An 18,390-nucleotide genomic window follows, 5' to 3' on the forward strand; every position below is an offset into this window, starting at 1 on the left:
AGAAGGACCGATATGTGGAAATACCTGAAACCGAATCACAAGAACATCCGCCTCTGGCAACTGCTGGTGCTGCTGGTGGTGCTCGCCGTCTGGCACGCCGCCACCCGCAATCCGCAGACCGCCTTCTTCTTCGGTGAACCGTTGAAGGTGGCGCAGCGCATCTGGGAATGGTTCACGGTGGGCAGCGGCTCGCTGGAAGTGGGCTTCGGCGACACTACCCTGTTCACGCTGACCTTCCCGGCTGAAATCTATTCGCACCTGCTGGTGACGCTGGCCGAAACCGTGCTGGCCTTCATCATCGGCACCGTCTCGGGCCTGGGCATCGGCCTGTGGCTGGCGCTGTCGCCGACCGCTTCGGCCATCCTCGATCCTTACGTCAAGGCCGCCAACTCCATGCCGCGCGTGATCCTGGCGCCGATCTTCGCCATGTGGTTCGGCCTGGGCATCTGGTCCAAGGTGGCACTGGCCGTCACCCTGGTCTTTTTCATCGTCTTCTTCAACGTCTACCAGGGCGTCAAGGAAGTCAGTCCGGTGGTGCTGGCCAACGCCCGCATGCTGGGCGCCAATGCGCGTCAGCTGCTGCGCACGGTGTACCTGCCGTCGGCCACCTCGTGGGTGTTCTCCAGCCTGCACACCTCGATCGGCCTGGCCTTCGTCGGCGCCGTGGTCGGCGAATACCTGGGCTCGGCGCGCGGCGTCGGCTACCTGATCCTGCAGGCCGAAGGCACGTTCGACATCAACACCGTATTCGCCGGCATCGTGGTGCTGACGGTGTTCGCGCTGGTGCTGGACCTGGCGGTGGGCGTGATCGAAAAACGCTTGATGAAATGGCAACCCAAGAGCGGCGAGACGGAGAAGCTCTGAGCTTCGTCCGCCGTCGTTGAGGCGTGCCCGGCAGCCAAGCCTGCCGGGCGGCTGCGGGTATAATGTCGGCCTCATGTCCGTTACCAAGCCTTCTTCTCCATCCCCCTCCGGCAAGCCGCCGCGGGCGGCCCGCCCCGATGTCCAGCCCGCCGTGCGCAATCCCTTGCCGCCGGTCACTTTTCCTGAAGAACTGCCGGTCTCCGGCCGCCGCCATGAAATCGCCGAGGCGCTGCGGCAGCATCAGGTCATCATCGTCAGCGGCGAGACCGGTTCCGGCAAGACCACCCAGCTTCCCAAGATATGCCTGGAACTGGGGCGCGGCGAAAAAGGCCTGATCGGCCACACCCAGCCGCGCCGCATCGCGGCGTCGTCGACAGCCAAGCGCATCGCGCAGGAACTCAATTCGCCGCCGGGCGAGCTGGTCGGCTACAAGGTGCGCTTCAACGACACCTTGTCCAAGGGCGCCTGGATCAAGCTGATGACGGACGGCATCCTGCTGGCCGAGACCCAGACCGATCCGCTCCTGCGCCAGTACGACACCATCATCATCGACGAGGCGCACGAACGCAGCCTCAACATCGATTTCCTGCTGGGCTACCTGAAGCAGTTGCTGCCCAAACGCCCCGACCTGAAGGTGATCATCACCTCGGCGACCATCGATGCCGACCGCTTTGCCCGCCACTTCGGCCGCGAAGTCAAAGGCGAGGTCATTCCGGCCCCGGTGATCGAAGTCTCCGGCCGCCTGTATCCGGTGGAGATCCGCTATCGGCCGATCGACAATGCCGACCGCAGCGGTGTCTCCGCCGAGGTGGCGCAGGCGCGCGCCCGGGCCGAAGGCCGGGCATCGCAAGCGCAGAAGGACCGCGAGCAGCGCGACCTGATGGATGCGGTGGTCGATGCCGTCGACGAACTGGCGCGTCTCGGTTCCGGCGATGTGCTGGTGTTCCTGCCGGGCGAACGCGAGATTCGCGATGCCGCCGAGGCGCTGCGCAAGCATCATCCGCCGCATGTGGAAATCTTGCCGCTGTTTGCGCGCCTGTCGGCGCAGGAGCAGGAGCGCGTGTTCAAGACCAGCAATGCGCGTCGCATCGTGCTGGCGACCAACGTTGCCGAGACTTCGCTGACCGTGCCGGGCATCCGCTATGTGGTCGATGCCGGGCTGGCGCGGGTGAAGCGCTACAGCTACCGCAACAAGGTCGAGCAGTTGCAGATCGAGCCGGTGGCGCAGTCGGCCGCCAACCAGCGCGCCGGCCGTTGCGGCCGCGTCGCCGCGGGCGTGTGCATCCGCCTGTACGACGAGCAGGATTTCCTGCAGCGTCCCAAGTTCACCGATCCGGAAATCCTGCGTTCCTCGCTGGCCTCGGTCATCCTGCGGATGAAGTCGCTGCACCTGACCGATGTCGAGACCTTCCCCTTCATCGAGCCGCCGCTGGGCCGGGCGATTGCCGACGGTTATCAACTGCTGCAGGAACTGGGCGCGGTGGAAGAGCAGGGTGGAGTCAATCGCCTGACGCCGCTGGGCAAGCAACTTGCCAAGCTGCCGCTGGACCCGCGCGTGGCGCGCATGATCCTGGCCGGGCGCGACAACGCCTGCCTGACCGAACTGCTGATCATCGCCGCCGCCCTGTCGGTGCAGGATCCGCGCGACCGGCCGATGGATGCGCAGAACGCGGCCGACAATGCGCACAAGAAATTTGCCGATGAAAAGTCCGAATTCACCAGCTACCTGAAGATCTGGAAGTGGTTCGAAGACGCCATCATGCACAAGAAATCGAATCGCCAGTTGCAGGAGCATTGCCGCGAGAATTTCCTTTCGCAATTGCGCCTGCGCGAATGGCGTGACGTCCATTCTCAGTTGCTGACCATCGTCAAGGAGCAGGGCTGGCGTTTGAACGAGGCGCCGGCGACCTATGACCAGTTGCACCTGGCGCTGCTGACCGGCTTGCTAGGCAACGTCGGCTTCAAGTCGGAAGACGATGCCCAATACCTGGGCGCGCGGGGTATCCGCTTCAATATCTGGCCCGGCGCGCACCTGACCAAGAAGCCCGGCCGCTGGGTGATGGCGGCCGAGCTGGTCGATACCGCGCGTTTATATGCCCGCTGCGTGGCAAACATCCAGCCGGAATGGCTGGAGAAGATCGGCGGCCACCTGCTGAAGAAATCCTGGGGCGAGCCGCGCTGGGAAAAGCGCGCCGCGCAGGTCACCGCTTCCGAGCGCGCCACCTTGTATGGCCTGGTGGTGTACAGCCAGCGTCGCATCAATTACGGCAACATCAATCCGGACGAGGCGCGCGAGATATTCATCCGCGACGGGCTGGTGGGCGGCGACTTCGACACGCGCGCGCCGTTCTTCGCGCATAACCAGAAGCTGGTGCGCGAGATCGAGAACCTGGAACACAAGTCGCGCCGCCTGGACGTGCTGGTGGACGATGAGCTGATCATCGGCTTCTACGACAAGCTGATCCCGGCAGGGATCTGCAATGGCGTGGATTTCGAGAAGTGGCACAAGCAGGCCACCGCCGCCGATCCCAAGCTGCTGTACCTGAACCGCGACGACCTGATGCGCCATGAGGCGGCCGGCGTCACCACCGAGCTGTTCCCCAAGACCATGAACGTGGCCGGCATCGCGATGGCGCTGTCCTACCATTTCGAGCCGGGCGCCACGCGCGACGGCGTCACGCTGACCGTGCCGCTGTATGCGCTCAACCAGGTGTCAAGCGACCGCTGCGAATGGCTGGTGCCGGGCATGCTGAAGGAAAAGGTGCACCTGCTGCTGAAATCGCTGCCGCAAAAGCTGCGCCGCCACTGCGTGCCGTTGCCGGACTACGCCGCCAAGTTCTGCGAGCGTATGGAAGAACGCAAGATCTTCGGCCGCGGCACCCTGATCGATGCCATCATCGCCGACATCCGCGACCAGATCACGATCATGGTCAAGCCCAGCGACTTCAAGCAGGAGACGCTGCCGGCGCACCACGCGATGAATTTCAAGATCGTCGACGAGCATGGCCGGCAACTGGAGATGGGGCGCAACCTCGCCGCCCTGCAAGCCGAATTCGGCGGCCAGGCGCGTCAGCAGTTCCAGAAACTGGCCGAGCAGGTGGCGATTGCGCCGCGTGATGAGGATGAGGGCAGCGACGTACCGCAACCGCAATCCGGAAAGCCGGCACAAGGTGCCGCAGCCAAGCCGTCCGCCGCTGCTGCTGCGCCCGCTTCGGCCGGAGAATACAGCAACCTGACCGGCTGGAGTTTCGGCGAATTGCCTGAACTGCTGGAAATCACGCGCGGCGCCGGCAAGCAGGCGCAGACGCTGATCGGCTTCCCGGCGCTGGTGGACCGCAAGACGCATTGCGACCTGGAAGTGTTCGACGACCCGGCCGAAGCGGCGCGCTTCCACTATGCCGGCCTGCGCCGCCTGTTCGCGCTGCAGATGAAGGAGCAGTTGAAGTACCTGGAAAAGAACATCCCCGGCCTGCAGCAGATGGGCATGCAATTCATGGCGCTGGGGACGCAGGAGGAATTGCGCGACCAGATCCTCAATGCCGGCCTGGAGTGCGCCTTCCTGCAAGATCCGCTGCCGAAGAATGCCGAAGAGTTCAACAAGCGCAAGGACGAAGGCAAGGCGAGGCTGGGTTTGCTGGTCAACGAAATCGCCCGCCTGGCCGGGCAGATCCTGGCCGAGTACCACTCGCTGCCCAAGCGGCTGCAAAGCATCAAGGCGCATGCGCAGGCGGCGGCCGATATCCAGTCCCAGCTTGCGCAACTGGTCGGTAAGCGTTTCGTGGCCGAGACGGACTACGCCAACCTGACGCACTACCCGCGCTACCTGAAAGCCATCAACGTGCGCCTGGACAAGCTGCGCGCCGACCCCGCGCGCGATACGCGCCTGCTGGCCGAATGGAACCAGGTGGCGCTGCCTTACCTGCGCGGGCTGAAGGATCGCGCCGGGCGGGCCGACCCCAAGATGACCGAATTCCGCTGGATGCTGGAGGAATTGCGGGTGTCGTTGTATGCGCAGGAACTGCGCACGCCGATGCCGGTGTCGGTCAAGCGGCTGCAGAAGGTGTGGGAGAGCATGCAGCGCTGAACCGGGGCGTTGTTGTGGAAAAACAGGTGGAAAGGGGAGCGAAGCAGGCTTTTAGCGGTTCGCCGCCCTTTTTCGCGTAAAATTGCGCATCTTCAGAGATTGTCAAAACACCATGTCTATCAAGTCAGATAAGTGGATCCGCCGCATGGCCGAGCAGCACGGCATGATCGAGCCCTATGAGCCGGGCCAGGTCCGCAATGCCGCCGACGGCAGCAAGATCGTGTCCTACGGTACTTCGTCCTACGGTTACGATATCCGCTGCGCCGACGAATTCAAGATCTTCACCAATATCAACTCGACCATCGTCGATCCCAAGAACTTCGACGAGAAGTCCTTCGTGGACTTCAAGGGCGACGTCTGCATCATCCCGCCGAATTCCTTCGCGCTGGCGCGTACGATGGAATACTTCCGCATTCCGCGCAGCGTGCTGACGATCTGCCTGGGCAAGTCGACCTATGCGCGCTGCGGCATCATCGTCAACGTCACCCCGTTCGAACCGGAATGGGAAGGCTATGTGACGCTGGAGTTCTCCAACACCACGCCGCTGCCGGCCAAGATCTACGCCGGCGAAGGCTGCGCGCAGGTGCTGTTCTTCGAGAGCGACGAGGTCTGCGAGACTTCCTACAAGGACCGTGGCGGCAAGTACCAGGGCCAGCATGGCGTGACGCTGCCCAAGACCTGATCGTTCAGGTCGCGCATCAAGACAAAGGCCTCCCGTGCGGAGGCCTTTGTCGTTTCTGTGGCATCAATGAATCAACGTTTTTTCTGCAGCGGACTCAAGGTCAGGGCTTCGCTGCGCATCAGTCCGACTGCGCCGCCGATTTCCCCATCCCGGTAGGCGACGTGCAGGGGCGCTTTCAATGTGGGCGTATCGTTGAGTTTCAGGTAGGTGACGCCTTCGGCGCTGACGTGCATCATCGATGCCGGCACCACCGCCACGCCCAGGCCGGCGGCGACCAGGGTGAGGGTGGACAGGTTCTTGCGCGATTCTTGCGTCACACGCGGACTGAAGCCGGCGCTGTGGCAGGCGGCGATGATGGTGTCGTACAAGCCGGGGCCGCTGGGGCGGCGCGTCATGATGAAGGATTCGTCGGCCAATGCCGACAGCGCGATGCTCTTCTTGCGGCCGTTGCCTGCCAGCGGGTGGTCGGCCGGCAGGGCGGCCACCATTTCCTCGACCAGCACCGTTTCCATCACGATGCCGGAGGCGTCGCCGACCGGCGAGCGCACGAAGGCCAGGTCCAGCCGCTTCTGGCGGACCGCTTCGACCAGCTCGCTGGTGTTGGTTTCTTCCACCGTCAGCGCCACATCGGGCGCGGCTGCGCGGAAGGCGCGGATCACCGCCGGCACGAAGGGATGCAGCGAGGCCGATTCGGTGAAGCCGACCGCGATGCGCCCCATCTTGCCCTGGGCGATGCGGCGCACGCCGGCCACCGTGGCATCGACCTGCGCCAGGATGGCGCGCGCGTCGGCCAGCAGGGCGACGCCGCTTTCGGTCAGTTCCATGCCGCGCGGCATGCGGTTGAACAGCGTCACGCCGAGTTCCTTCTCCAGCACGCGGATCTGCTGCGACAGCGGCGGCTGCTGGATGCCGATGCGCTGGGCCGCCTTGGTCAGGTGGCCTTCCTCGGCCACGGCGATGAAGTAGCGCAGCAGGCGCAGGTCGATGGCAGGTGACATATGTTTTAAGTATGGATTTAGTATTTGACATATATTAGACAAAAACCCTCTCCAAGAGTAGCCTTTCATCCGTGCGGTAATGATGCCGTACAGCAGCATTGCGAGATGAGCATGAGCACTCCAGAACACATCCAGGCCGATACCGCGCCGCCAGGTTTCACCCCACCCACTTCCAAAGAACTGTTCATGGGCTTCCTCGGCCTGGGCATGACCGCATTCGGCGGCGCGCTGCCGCTGGCGCACCGCATGGTGGTCGAGCGCCGGCGCTGGCTGACCGATGCCGAATTCGTGCAACTGCTGGGCCTGTGCCAGTTCCTGCCGGGCGGCAACATCATCAACCTCTCGGTGGCGCTGGGCATGAAGTTCCGTGGGCTGAGGGGAGCGCTGGCGGCGATTTCCGGATTGATCGCGGTGCCTTCGGCGGTGGTGATCGTGCTGGGCATGATCTATCAGCACTACCAGCACGACCCCAACGTCAAGCACCTGTTCGCCGGCCTGGCCGCGGCGGCGGCCGGCCTGCTGATCCAGATGGCGGTGAAGATCGCGCTGCCGCTGCGCAAGAATGCGGTGCTGGCGGCGGTGGCCATCGTTTGCTTCGTGCTGATCGCCTTTGTGCGCGTTCCGCTGGTGTGGGTGATGCTGGTCATGACGCCGGTCAGCGTGGTGTTGACGGCGCGTTATGGCGACCGGTTCGCGGCCAGGAAGGAACCCGCACAAAAGGAAACCGCGAAGGAGGGAGCGAAATGAGCGGAACCCTGATCGCCCTGACCATCATCTTCACCCAGCTTTCGGTGCTGGCCTTCGGCGGCGGCAACACCATCCTGCCGGAGATGCAGCGCCAGGTAGTGGAAGTCCACCACTGGATGACGGCGGAAGACTTCAGTGCGCTGTTCGCGCTGGGCCAGGCCGCTCCCGGCCCCAACTTGATGGTGGTGACATTGGTCGGCTGGCACGTGGCCGGTTTCTGGGGCATGCTGGTGACCACCTTCGCCAAGTTCGGTCCGTCTTCGGTGATCACGATCATCATGCTGCATGTGTGGGAGCGCTTCAAGGACAAGCCGTGGCGCCGCCATGTGCAGGCCGGCCTGCTGCCGGTCACCGGCGGGCTGGTCGCGGCCAGCGCCTTGCTGATCGCCCAGGCGTCGATCACGCACGGCTTTTTGGCGGCGATCACTGCCGCCACTGCCATCATCGCGTTGAAGACCAGGATTCATCCGTTGTGGCTGCTGTTCGGCGGCGCGCTGGCGGGGTATTTTTATCTCGGGTCGTTCTAAGAACCCTCAAAAAAACAAAGCCGATACCGGTGAAACGGTATCGGCTTTGCTGTTTGCAACGCAGGCCCGGGGAGGCCTGCACATCGAACATTACTGCTTCACGCAATCGACGAAGTAGTCGCGCTTGCCATCCACTTCGCGCTTGACCAGCCCGTGCACGTCGGTTTCGAAGCCCGGGAATTTCTCGTTGAAATCGCGCGCGAACTTCAGGTAGTCGACGATGGTCTTGTTGAAGATCTCGCCCGGGATCAGCAGCGGGATGCCCGGCGGGTAAGGCGTCAGCAGGATCGAGGTGACGCGGCCTTCCAGCTGGTCCAGCGGCACGCGTTCGATTTCGCGGTGCGCCATCTTGGAGAAGGCGTCCGACGGCTTCATGGCCGGCTGCATGTCCGACAGGTACATTTCCGTCGTCAGGCGCGCAACGTCGTAGGCCTTGTAGGTTTCATGGATCTGCTGGCACAGGTCGCGCAGGCCCAGGCGCTCGTAGCGCGCATTGCGGCCCTGGTTGGCGGCGGCGAACTCGGGCAGGATGCGCCAGATCGGCGCGTTCTTGTCGTAGTCGTCCTTGAACTGCTGCAGCGCAGTCACCAGCGTGTTCCAGCGGCCCTTGGTGATGCCGATGGTGAACATGATGAAGAACGAGTACAGGCCGCACTTCTCGACGATGACGCCGTGCTCGGCCAGGTACTTGGTCACGATCGAGGCCGGGATGCCGTTCTCGCCGAACTGGCCGTTCAGCGCCAGGCCCGGGGTGACGATGGTGGCCTTGATCGGGTCGAGCATGTTGAAGCCCGGCGCCAGGTCGCCGAAACCGTGCCAGTCGTCTTCCGCCTTGATGACCCAGTCTTCGCGCTCGCCGATGCCGTCGGCGGCGAACTCGTTCGGGCCCCAGACCTGGAACCACCAGTCGTTGCCGAATTCCTGGTCGATCTTCTTCATGGCGCGGCGGAAGTCCAGCGCTTCCAGGATGCTTTCTTCCACCAGCGCGGTGCCGCCGGGGGCTTCCATCATGGCCGCGGCGACGTCGCAGGAGGCGATGATCGAGTATTGCGGCGAAGTCGAGGTGTGCATCAGGAAGGCTTCGTTGAAGGCATCCTCGTCCAGCTTGACGGTCTCCGATTCGCGCACCAGGATCTGCGACGCCTGCGACAGGCCGGCCAGCAGCTTGTGGGTCGACTGGGTGGAGAAGATCATCGACTTCTTGGCGCGCGGGCGGTCCTTGCCGATGGCGTGCATGTCCTTGTAGAAGTCGTGGAAGGTGGCGTGCGGCAGCCAGGCTTCGTCGAAGTGCAGGGTGTCGATCTCGCCGTCGAGCATCTGCTTCAGGGTCTCGACGTTGTACACCACGCCGTCGTAGGTCGACTGCGTGATGGTCAGGATGCGCGGCTTCTTGTTCTTGGCTTCGCGGGCGAAGGGGTTGGCTTCGATCTTTTTCTTGATGCTTTCCAGCGTGAACTCTTCCAGCGGGATCGGGCCGATGATGCCGAGGTGGTTGCGGGTCGGCATCAGGAACACGGGGATCGCGCCGGTCATGATGATGGAGTGCAGGATCGACTTGTGGCAGTTGCGGTCGACCACCACGATGTCGCCCGGCGCCACCGTCGAGTGCCAGACCATCTTGTTGGAGGTCGAGGTGCCGTTGGTGACGAAGTAGCAATGGTCGGCGTTGAAGATGCGCGCGGCGTTGCGTTCGGAATTGGCGACCGGGCCGGTGTGGTCCAGCAGTTGGCCGAGTTCCTCGACCGCGTTGCAGACGTCGGCGCGCAGCATGTTCTCGCCGAAGAACTGGTGGAACATCTGGCCCACCGGCGACTTCAGGAACGCCACGCCGCCCGAGTGGCCGGGACAGTGCCAGGAGTAGGAGCCGTCCTGGGCGTAATCGACCAGCGCGCGGAAGAACGGCGGCGCCAGGCCGTCCAGGTAGGACTTGGCTTCGCGGATGATGTGGCGCGCCACGAATTCCGGGGTGTCTTCGAACATGTGGATGAAGCCGTGCAGTTCGCGCAGCACATCGTTGGGGATGTGGCGCGAGGTGCGGGTTTCACCGTACAGGTAGATGGGGATGTCGGCGTTCTTGTGGCGGATCTCGCCGACGAAGGCGCGCAGGGCCTTCAGCGCGAAATCGGTTTCCTCGTCGGAGCCCGCGCCCAGTTCCTCGTCGTCGATCGACAGGATGAAGGCCGAGGCGCGCGACTGCTGCTGGGCGAACTGGGCCAGGTCGCCGTAGCTGGTCACGCCCAGCACTTCCATGCCTTCTTCCTGGATGGCGTCGGCCAGCGCGCGGATGCCGAGGCCGGAAGTGTTCTCGGAGCGGAAGTCTTCGTCGATGATGACGATCGGGAAACGGAATTTCATGGTGTTCTCCAGGGCTTGAGCGCAGAGGACGCCATCACAGAGAGCGGCATGCGTTCAGGGGGGCAAAAAAGGTACTGCGCCTGGGCAAGAGCTTGCGCGCCAAAAAAGAAAGCGGATTGTCGCAGATATGCGCGAAAGAGGTGCGCATATTAAGCAAAAAACGGAAAAAAGCAACAGCGGCGGGCCGCACCCGCTCAGCGTCTTTCGTATGTCACAAACGCGTAGTTCAATCCGGAAGTTTCGGCGCGGTGCTCCTCGCGCGCGGTTTCCTGCCAGATTTGCGGGTCGAGCGCCGGGAAAAAGGCGTCGCAGTCGTATGTCTGTTCGATACGGGTGATGATCAGGCGGTTCACCAGCGGCAGCGCTTCGGCGTAGATCTGCGCGCCGCCGATGATGAAGGCGGGGGCATTATCGGGCGTGGCGGCCAGCGCGGCGGCGGCCGGCAGGGAGGTGGCGGTTTCCACCCCCGGATGTTGCCAGTCCGCATTGCGGGTGATGACGATATTGCGGCGGTTGGGCAGCGGCCGGCCGATCGACTCGAAGGTCTTGCGTCCCATCAGGATGGCGTGGCCCGAGGTGGTGCGCTTGAAGTGCGCCAGGTCTTCCGGCAGGTGCCAGGGCAGGGTGTTGTTGATGCCGATGCCGTTGTTGCGGTCGGTGGCGACGACGATAGTCAGGTTGCCTGCTGCGGGGGAGGAAGACATGCGCGTAAGCTGTTCAGGTTGGGGAAGGGCACGTGCGGGAGCGCCAAACATGTAATGTTAGCAGCCCTATGCTGCACTACGGAACTTTCTGTGGCACCGCTGCCCTTACACCTGTTGGCACATAGTTATGTCGATAATGTGCCGACGGGCTGCCCGGCGCCGTGCTCGGGAACCGGGGCGGCAAGGCCGCCATCGGGTTGCCTGCGGTCAATATCGCCGGCAAATACCGGATTCAAGCCATCCACACAAACAATTCACGCAACATTTGGGTAAACTAGCGCCTTGCTTTCCGGGCTGGTCGCGGCGTACGGCAGCCGCAGGCGGGAAGCGCTCCAATCAGAAAACTGCATGTCGGACCAAACAATAATGTCGTTCAAGTTCATCAAATGGCCTGCGCCGGGATGCTTCCCGCGCCGTGCCGCACGGCCGGCCTGGTGGCGTCGCCTTGTCATTCCAGCAAGTGTCGCCGGGCTGCTGGCGGTGCAGTCGGCAGCCTTCGCCTTCGATTTCAATACCGTGGCCGCGCGCGCCAAGGCGCTGTCTGCCAAATCATACAAAAAGCCTTCCGACGACCTGCCCAAGCCGATCAAGGGCCTGAGCTACGAGCAGGCCAACCAGATCCATTTCCGCGCCGACAAGGCGTACTGGCGCGCGCAGAAGCTGCCGTTCGAGCTGTCCTTCATCCACCTGGGCGGCACCTTCACCGAGCCGGTCAAGATCAACGAGGTGGTCGACGGGGCGGCGCATGAAATCAATTTCAGCCCGGCCCTGTTCGATTACAGCGCCAACCGCAATATCGATCCGCGCTCGTTGCGCAACATCGGTTTCGCCGGCTTCCGTATCCGTTTCCCGGTCAACTCGGCCAAGGTCAAGGACGATGTGCTGACCTTCCACGGCGCCAGCTATTTCCGCGCGATGGGCAAGGGACAGGGCTACGGGCTGTCCGCGCGCGGGCTGGCGATCGACACCGCGCTGTATTCCGGCGAGGAGTTCCCGCGCTTCACCGAATTCTGGCTGGAGCGCCCGGCCCCCGACAGCCGCGAGCTGACGATCTACGCGCTGCTGGATTCTCCGCGCGCCACCGGCGCCTATCGCTTTGTGCTCAAGCCCGGAACCGATACCGTGATGGACGTGAAGGCGCAGGTCTACCTGCGCGCCAACGTGACCAAGCTGGGTATCGCGCCCTTGACCAGCATGTTCCTGTTCGGCGAGAACCAGCCGGGCCCGGGCGACGACTTCCGCCCCGAGGTGCACGATTCGGACGGACTGTCGATGCAGTCGGGCACCGGCGAATGGCTGTGGCGGCCGCTGGTCAATCCCAAGCGCCTGCTGGTGACGTCGTTCTCGTTCGACAATCCGATGGGCTTCGGCCTGATGCAGCGCGACCGCGAATTCTCCAGCTACCAGGACCTGGACTACAACTACCAGAACCGCCCCAGCGCCTGGGTCGAACCCAAGGGCAAGTGGGGTTCTGGCCGGGTGGAGCTGGTGCAGATCCCTACGCCGGACGAGACCAACGACAACATCGTGGCCTACTGGGTACCCAACACCATGCCCAAGGCCGGCCAGCCGCTGAACGTGGAATACCGGCTGTTGTGGCAGAAGGAAAACGAGAAGCGTCCCCCGCTGGCCTGGGTCGCGCAGACCCGCTTGGGCCATGGCTACCGCCCCAAGCAGGACGGCAAGCAGGACGATTCGCAAGCCCTGGCCATCGACTTCGACGGCGCCGCGCTGAAGAAGCTGGCGCCCAACGCCCGCGTCGAGGGCGTGGTGGAAGCCGATGCCAACGGCAAGATCGCGAGCGTGACCACTCGCAAGAACGACATGACCGGCGGCTGGCGTATTGAAGTCAAGCTGCGCCGGGTGGAAGATAACAAGCCAGTCGAGCTGCGCGGTTTCCTGCGCAATGCCAACGGCGGCGCAACATTGTCAGAAACGTGGAGCTACATATTACCCCCCAACTAAGGCAGGCCACGGCGGCATCCCAGGCGCTTGAGGACTATCTCGCGCGCCTGCCGCTGTCGCCCGGGCAGCGCCGCGAACTGGCGGAGCGGGCGGGCGGAATGGGCTCCGGCGATCCGGTGGCCGACCTGCACCGCGTGCTGGCCGGTGAGTCCGGACAGGATGCCGGCGCCTCTCCCGCAGTAGCGCAAGCCTCGGTCGAGGCGCGCCTGCGCCTGATGTACCCGGCCGGCTCCGATGCCGCCGCGGCCAGTGCGCCGCCGATCGGCAGCGACCGCGGCCAGCCGCACATCGCCGTGGCGCCGCCGCTGAACCGCAAGTCGATGGTGCCGCGCCCGTGGGGCGAGCTCAATCCCTTCTCGCGCTGGGTGGAGGAAGAGAACCGCCGCCTGGAGCGTCGTCCCAGCCGCTGGCGCCGGGGCAAGAAGGCCAAGGCCGCGCCCGAACCGGCGCCGGACAACGAACCGCATTACATCGAAGACCACCTCGACAGTTCCGACGCGCCCGACCCGAAGGGCCATTGGCAGCATACCGGCAACGTACGCCGCATCACGCTGCTGGTGCTGATGGCGCTGCAGACCTCGATGGCCACCTACTTCATGAGCGACGTGCTGCCCTACCATGGCACCAAGCCGCTGGAGATGCTGATCCTGGCCCTGTTCGCGCTGCTGTTCCTGTGGGTCTCGGCCGGTTTCTGGACCGCGATGACGGGCTTTTTGGTGTTGATGCGCGGCGACGACAAATACCTGATCTCGCATGAGAAGGCTGGCAACAAGGAGATCGCCCCCGAGGCCCGCACCGCCATCGTCATGCCCATCTGCAACGAAGACGTGGCGCGCGTGTTCGCCGGCCTGCGCGCGACCTACGAGTCGCTGGAGCGCACCGGGCAGTTGCAGCATTTCGACTTCTTCATCCTCTCCGACAGCGGCCAGGCCGACATCTGCGCCGCCGAGACCGCCGCCTGGGCCAGCCTGTGCCGCGAGACCGGCGGCTTCGGCCGCATCTTCTATCGCCACCGCCGCCGCCGCGTCAAGCGCAAGAGCGGCAACCTGGACGACTTCTGCCGGCGCTGGGGCGGCGACTACCGCTACATGGTGGTGCTCGATGCCGACAGCGTGATGACCGGCGACTGCCTCACCAAGCTGACCCGCCTGATGGAAGAGCATCCCGGCGCCGGCATCATCCAGACCGCGCCGCGCGCGGCCGGGCGCGATACGCTGTATGCCCGCATCCAGCAGTTCTCCACGCGCGTGTACGGTCCGCTGTTCACGGCCGGGCTGCACTATTGGCAGCTGGGCGAGTCGCATTTCTGGGGCCACAACGCGATCATCCGCCTGCAGCCTTTCATGAAGCACTGCGCGCTGGCGCCGCTGCCGGGCAAGGGCAACCTGTCCGGCCCGATCATGTCGCACGACTTCGTCGAAGCCTCGCTGATGCGTCGCGCCGGCTGGTCGGTGTGGATCGCCTACGACCTCGACGGCAGCTACGAGGAAATGCCGCCCAACCTGCTCGACGAGTTGAGCCGCGACCGCCGCTGGTGCCAGGGCAACCTGATGAACTTCCGCCTGTTCCTGGTACGCGGCATGCATATCGTGCACCGCGCCGTGTTCGTCACGGGGGCGATGGCCTACGTGTCGGCGCCGCTGTGGGGCGTGTTCCTGCTGCTCTCGACCGGCCTCCTGGCGGCCCATACGCTGATCGACCCGACCTACTTCGTCGAACCGCGCCAGCTTTATCCGATCTGGCCGGAATGGCATCCCGAGAAGGCGCTGGCGCTGGTCTCGGCCACCGCCACCATCCTGTTCCTGCCCAAGATCCTGGCGGTGCTGCTGTTCGCCGTGAAAGGCGCGCGCGGGTTCGGCGGCAGGTTGGCGTTGGCGGCCAGCATGCTGGTGGAACTGCTGTTCTCGATGGTGCTGGCGCCGGTGCGCATGCTGTTCCACACGCGCTTCGTGCTGGGCGCCTTCTTCGGCTGGAACGCCGGCTGGAAGTCGCCCCCGCGCGCCGACAACGAAACCGGCTGGGGCGAAGCGCTGCGCCGCCACGGCTGGCACTCGCTGCTGGGCGTGGCCTGGGGCGCCTTGGTATATTGGCTCAACCCGTCGTTCATCTGGTGGCTGCTGCCGATCGCCGGCTCGCTGGCGATCTCGATACCGGCGTCGGTGTTGTCGTCGCGGGTATCGTTCGGCCGCGCTTTCCGTGGCGCCGGCTTGTTCAAGATTCCCGAAGAGACCGATCCGCCGTTCGAGCTGCGCGAAACCGTGCGCCATCTGAACGAGACGCCGGACTTGCCGGGTTTTGTCGATGCCGTCGTCGATCCGTCGTTCAACGCCCTGGTCTGCGCCACCGCGCATGCGCATCCGGACGCGCCGCAGTTGACGCGGGAGCTGCGCGAGAAGCTGGTGCGCATGGCATTGCGGGACGGCCCGGATGGGCTCAGCGACAAGCAGAAGAACACGCTGTTGGAAGAACCGCAATTGCTGTCGCAATTGCACCAGGCGGTATGGCGCGGGGGAAGGGAAGTCCATGCCGACTGGCTGGCGGCGATCGCCGATCCGCCGCAGCAGGCGGCGGCAGCGTAAGGACAGGATGCGGCCGGTCGGTAATCCGGCCGTCATCTTTTTCTGAAATCATTTTCGCAATACGCGTAATACACGCAATCATACGCAATCACACGTAATCGACCATGACCCAGCAGCACGACGACTCCCGGCCGGCAACCCAGGCAGCGCCAGCCATCGGCAATGGCAACGCGTGCGGCAAGCGCATGGCGTTGTGGGGCGGCGCCATCCTGGCCTTGCTGGCCGCGGGCGGCATCGCCATCGGGTTGCACCGTCCGGCGCCGCCGCCGGCCAAGCCGGTGCCGGTGAAGCTGGAGACGGCCAGGGTCGAGAAGGCCGACATCGAGCAAGTGGTCAATGCCACCGGCAATGTGGTGGTGCAGACCTATGTGGATGTCGGTTCCAAGGTGGCCGGCCAGATCGCCGACGTGGATGTCGCCGTCGGCGAGACGGTCAAGGCAGGCAAGCTGCTGGCCACGGTGTCGCCGGCCGTGCAGAGCGGCCGCATCGAAAACAACCGCGCCCAGCTGGCGCGCCTGAAGGCGGAACTGGCGGGGCAGAATGCCCAGCTCGACTTCGCCCAGCTGCAGTTCCAGCGCCAGACCCAGCTGAAGGCCGAGAACGCCACGCGCGAAGAGTCCTACGAATCCAGCCGCATGAACATGTATTCGGCCGCGGCCAAGGTCGATGCCACCAATGCCCAGATCCAGCAGACCGAAGCCGCGATCAGGGAAGATGAGGCGATCCAGAAGCAGACCCGCATCGAAGCGCCGGTGGCCGGCACCATCGTCACTATGAACGCGCGTGTGGGCCAGATGGTGGCCGGCAACCAGGAAGTGCTGATGCGCATCGCCGACCTCTCGCGCATGACGGTGCAGGTGCCGGTGGCCGAAGAAGACGTCACGCGCCTGCAGAAGGGCATGACCGCTTATTTCACCACGCCCGGCTATCCCGGCAAGCGCTGGAGCGGCAAGCTGCGCCAGATCATGCTGCTGCCTACCGACGATTCCGGGCGGTACGGCAAGAAAGCCTTCTACACCGTGCTGTTCGATGTCGCCAATCCCAGCCGCGAACTGATGAGCGGCATGAGCGCCGACGTCTATTTCGTGCTGGCGCACGTGGAGCAGGCGCTGAGCATTCCGCTGTCACTGGTGACCAAGCCCGGCATGGACGGCACCCAGACCGTGAAGGTGGTGCTGGACGGCGGCAAGCTGGAGACGCGCAAGATCAGGATCGGCATCCGCGACGGCGAACGCGCGCAAGTGATATCGGGCCTGAAGGAAGGGGAACAGGTGCTGGTGCCGGTCGCGCCGAAGCAGTAGAACCTGTTCAACGCCGCAGTACCATCTGTGCCATCTGCATTACCTTTTACGCATCCGGAATATGAATCCCCGCAGTCCACGCAAGTTCGCACCGTTTTCCCCGCTGCCCCTGGCGCTGGCCTTGGCGCTGGCGCTGGGCGGCTGCGCCTCGCGCAAAGTCGAGATCGAGCCGATCCCCGAGATGCAGGTGCCCGACAAATGGAGCGCCGGCGCCCTGACCGATGTGGCGCATGCGGAACAGCTCTGGCCGGATTCGGACTGGTGGAAGCAGTTCGGCAGCAGCGAGCTGACCGCGCTGGTCGATGAAGGGCAGCACAACAATTTCGAGATCGCGGCCGCATTCTCGCGCGTCAAGCAAGCCGAGGCGCAGGCGCGCATCGCCGGCGCGCCGCTGCTGCCCAATGTCGAACTCGACACCAGCGCCGCGCGCGATTTCCCGATCTCGGGCGGTTCGCCCGTCAACTCCGCCAGCGCCGCCTTGCAGGTGAGCTACGAAGTCGACTTCTGGGGCAAGAACCGCGCAGGCCGCGACGCCGCCGAAGCCTCGCTGCGCGCCAACCGCTATGACCGCGAGACCGTCGCATTGACGGTGACCAGCGGCATCGTCTCGACCTACCTGCAGGTGCTGTCGCTGCGCGACCGGCTGGAGATCGCCCGCCAGAACGTTAGCACCGCCGAGCGCGTGCTGCGGCTGGTCGAAGCGCAAAGCCGGGCCGGTTCCGCTTCGCCGCTGGACCTGGCGCGCCAGCGTTCGGCGCTGGCCAACCAGAAGGCGCTGATTCCCGACCTGCAGCAGCAGGAGCAGGATGCGCAAACCGCGCTGGCGATCCTGCTGGGCCGCCCGCCGCAGAACTTCACGGTGCAGGAGAAGGGCCTGGCCCGCATCCAGATGCCGCGCATTTCGGCCGGCCTGCCGTCGGAACTGCTGACGCGCCGGCCCGACATCCGCCGCGCCGAGGCCAACCTGGCCGCCGCCAACGCCAACGTCGCGGTAGCGCGCGCGGCGCTGTTTCCCAGCATCACGCTGACCGCCTCCACCGGCGCGCAAAGCAATGCGCTGCTGTCGCTGTTCGACGGTCCCAACCTGTTCGCCAGCATCGGCGCCGGCCTGATCGCGCCGATCTTCGACGGCGGCCGCCTGAAGAACCAGCGCGACCTTGCCATCGCCCAGAAGGAAGAACTGGTGCAGGTGTATCGCCAGAGCGTGATCAATTCCCTGTCGGAAGTGGAAAAGGCGCTGGGCGCGATCCGCAGCCTGGAAGAGCGCTACCGGCTCAAGCGCGGCGAGGTCGACCAGGCGCGCTTCGCCTTCGACCTGTCCGAAATCCGTTTCCGTGCCGGCGCCGAAGACCTGATGGTGGTGCTCGACACCCAGCGCATCCTGTCGGATGCGCAGAACCAACTGGGCCAGATCAAGCTGCAGCGGCTGCAGGCGACCGTGTCCTTGTACAAGGCACTGGGCGGCGGCTGGCATGACGAGGCGACCGGGAATGGAGTTATGCCGTAGCGAATTGCCGATTGAAGGAAGCGACTTGATCCGGTCGTGGCAGTGAAGTAACGCTGGACATATCCGCCTGGCGCTTT

The 18,390-nt window shown here is 64.5% G+C and carries 12 protein-coding genes; 9 read left to right on the top strand and 3 right to left on the bottom strand.

Annotation, left to right across the window (positions count from 1 at the left end; all coding sequences use genetic code 11):
* The first annotated feature begins 12 nt into the window (after positions 1-12).
* The 3 genes from J7548_RS15855 (at position 13) to dcd (ending at position 5,630) form a co-directional block, all read left to right on the top strand.
* Positions 13-864, top strand: coding sequence for an ABC transporter permease (locus J7548_RS15855; protein WP_290976105.1), 852 nt, complete (start codon positions 13-15; stop codon positions 862-864).
* Positions 865-937: 73 nt separating this feature from the next.
* Complete coding sequence (gene hrpA / locus J7548_RS15860; protein WP_290976108.1) at positions 938-4,948, top strand: ATP-dependent RNA helicase HrpA; 4,011 nt, start codon at positions 938-940, stop codon at positions 4,946-4,948.
* A 112-nt stretch (positions 4,949-5,060) separates the two neighbouring features.
* Positions 5,061-5,630: a dCTP deaminase gene (gene dcd, locus J7548_RS15865; protein WP_290976110.1), complete on the top strand. Its 570-nt coding sequence runs from the start codon at positions 5,061-5,063 to the stop codon at positions 5,628-5,630.
* Positions 5,631-5,701: 71 nt separating this feature from the next.
* Here dcd and J7548_RS15870 read toward each other — a convergent pair whose 3' ends face one another.
* A complete protein-coding gene (locus J7548_RS15870) occupies positions 5,702-6,628 on the bottom strand; it encodes a LysR family transcriptional regulator (protein WP_290976113.1) in 927 nt (308 codons plus the stop codon).
* Between the two features lie 111 nt (positions 6,629-6,739).
* Here J7548_RS15870 and J7548_RS15875 point away from each other — a divergent pair, with 111 nt between their 5' ends.
* The gene (locus tag J7548_RS15875; protein WP_290976116.1) at positions 6,740-7,375 is read left to right on the top strand and encodes a chromate transporter; all 636 of its coding nucleotides are present in this window, start codon (positions 6,740-6,742) and stop codon (positions 7,373-7,375) included.
* A complete protein-coding gene (locus J7548_RS15880) occupies positions 7,372-7,902 on the top strand; it encodes a chromate transporter (protein WP_290976118.1) in 531 nt (176 codons plus the stop codon). Before J7548_RS15875 ends, J7548_RS15880 begins: the two co-directional genes overlap by 4 nt.
* 90 nt (positions 7,903-7,992) lie before the next feature.
* Here J7548_RS15880 and J7548_RS15885 read toward each other — a convergent pair whose 3' ends face one another.
* Both J7548_RS15885 and J7548_RS15890 read right to left on the bottom strand, forming a co-directional pair.
* Positions 7,993-10,257, bottom strand: coding sequence for an arginine/lysine/ornithine decarboxylase (locus J7548_RS15885; protein ID WP_290976120.1), 2,265 nt, complete (start codon positions 10,255-10,257; stop codon positions 7,993-7,995).
* Positions 10,258-10,451: 194 nt separating this feature from the next.
* Entirely contained in the window at positions 10,452-10,961 is a 510-nt protein-coding gene (locus tag J7548_RS15890) for a dihydrofolate reductase (RefSeq protein ID WP_290976123.1), read from the bottom strand.
* Positions 10,962-11,309: 348 nt separating this feature from the next.
* Here J7548_RS15890 and J7548_RS15895 point away from each other — a divergent pair, with 348 nt between their 5' ends.
* From J7548_RS15895 to J7548_RS15910, 4 genes are all read left to right on the top strand, one after another.
* Positions 11,310-12,926 carry a glucan biosynthesis protein G gene (locus J7548_RS15895; RefSeq protein WP_290976126.1) on the top strand — a complete coding sequence of 539 codons (1,617 nt, stop codon included), beginning with the start codon at positions 11,310-11,312 and terminating at the stop codon, positions 12,924-12,926.
* Positions 12,899-15,505 (top strand): glucans biosynthesis glucosyltransferase MdoH, encoded by a 2,607-nt coding sequence (mdoH, locus tag J7548_RS15900; RefSeq protein WP_290976128.1) that lies wholly within the window; start codon positions 12,899-12,901, stop codon positions 15,503-15,505. The genes J7548_RS15895 and mdoH overlap by 28 nt, the downstream gene beginning before the upstream one ends.
* Positions 15,506-15,609: 104 nt before the next feature.
* The gene (locus tag J7548_RS15905) at positions 15,610-16,806 is read left to right on the top strand and encodes an efflux RND transporter periplasmic adaptor subunit (protein ID WP_290976131.1); all 1,197 of its coding nucleotides are present in this window, start codon (positions 15,610-15,612) and stop codon (positions 16,804-16,806) included.
* A 61-nt stretch (positions 16,807-16,867) separates the two neighbouring features.
* Positions 16,868-18,313, top strand: a complete 1,446-nt coding sequence (locus J7548_RS15910) for an efflux transporter outer membrane subunit (RefSeq protein ID WP_290976133.1) — start codon at positions 16,868-16,870, stop codon at positions 18,311-18,313.
* Positions 18,314-18,390 lie beyond the last annotated feature (77 nt).

Origin of the sequence: Herbaspirillum sp. (genome assembly GCF_017744395.1) — a bacterium.
GTDB lineage: Bacteria > Pseudomonadota > Gammaproteobacteria > Burkholderiales > Burkholderiaceae_D > Herbaspirillum.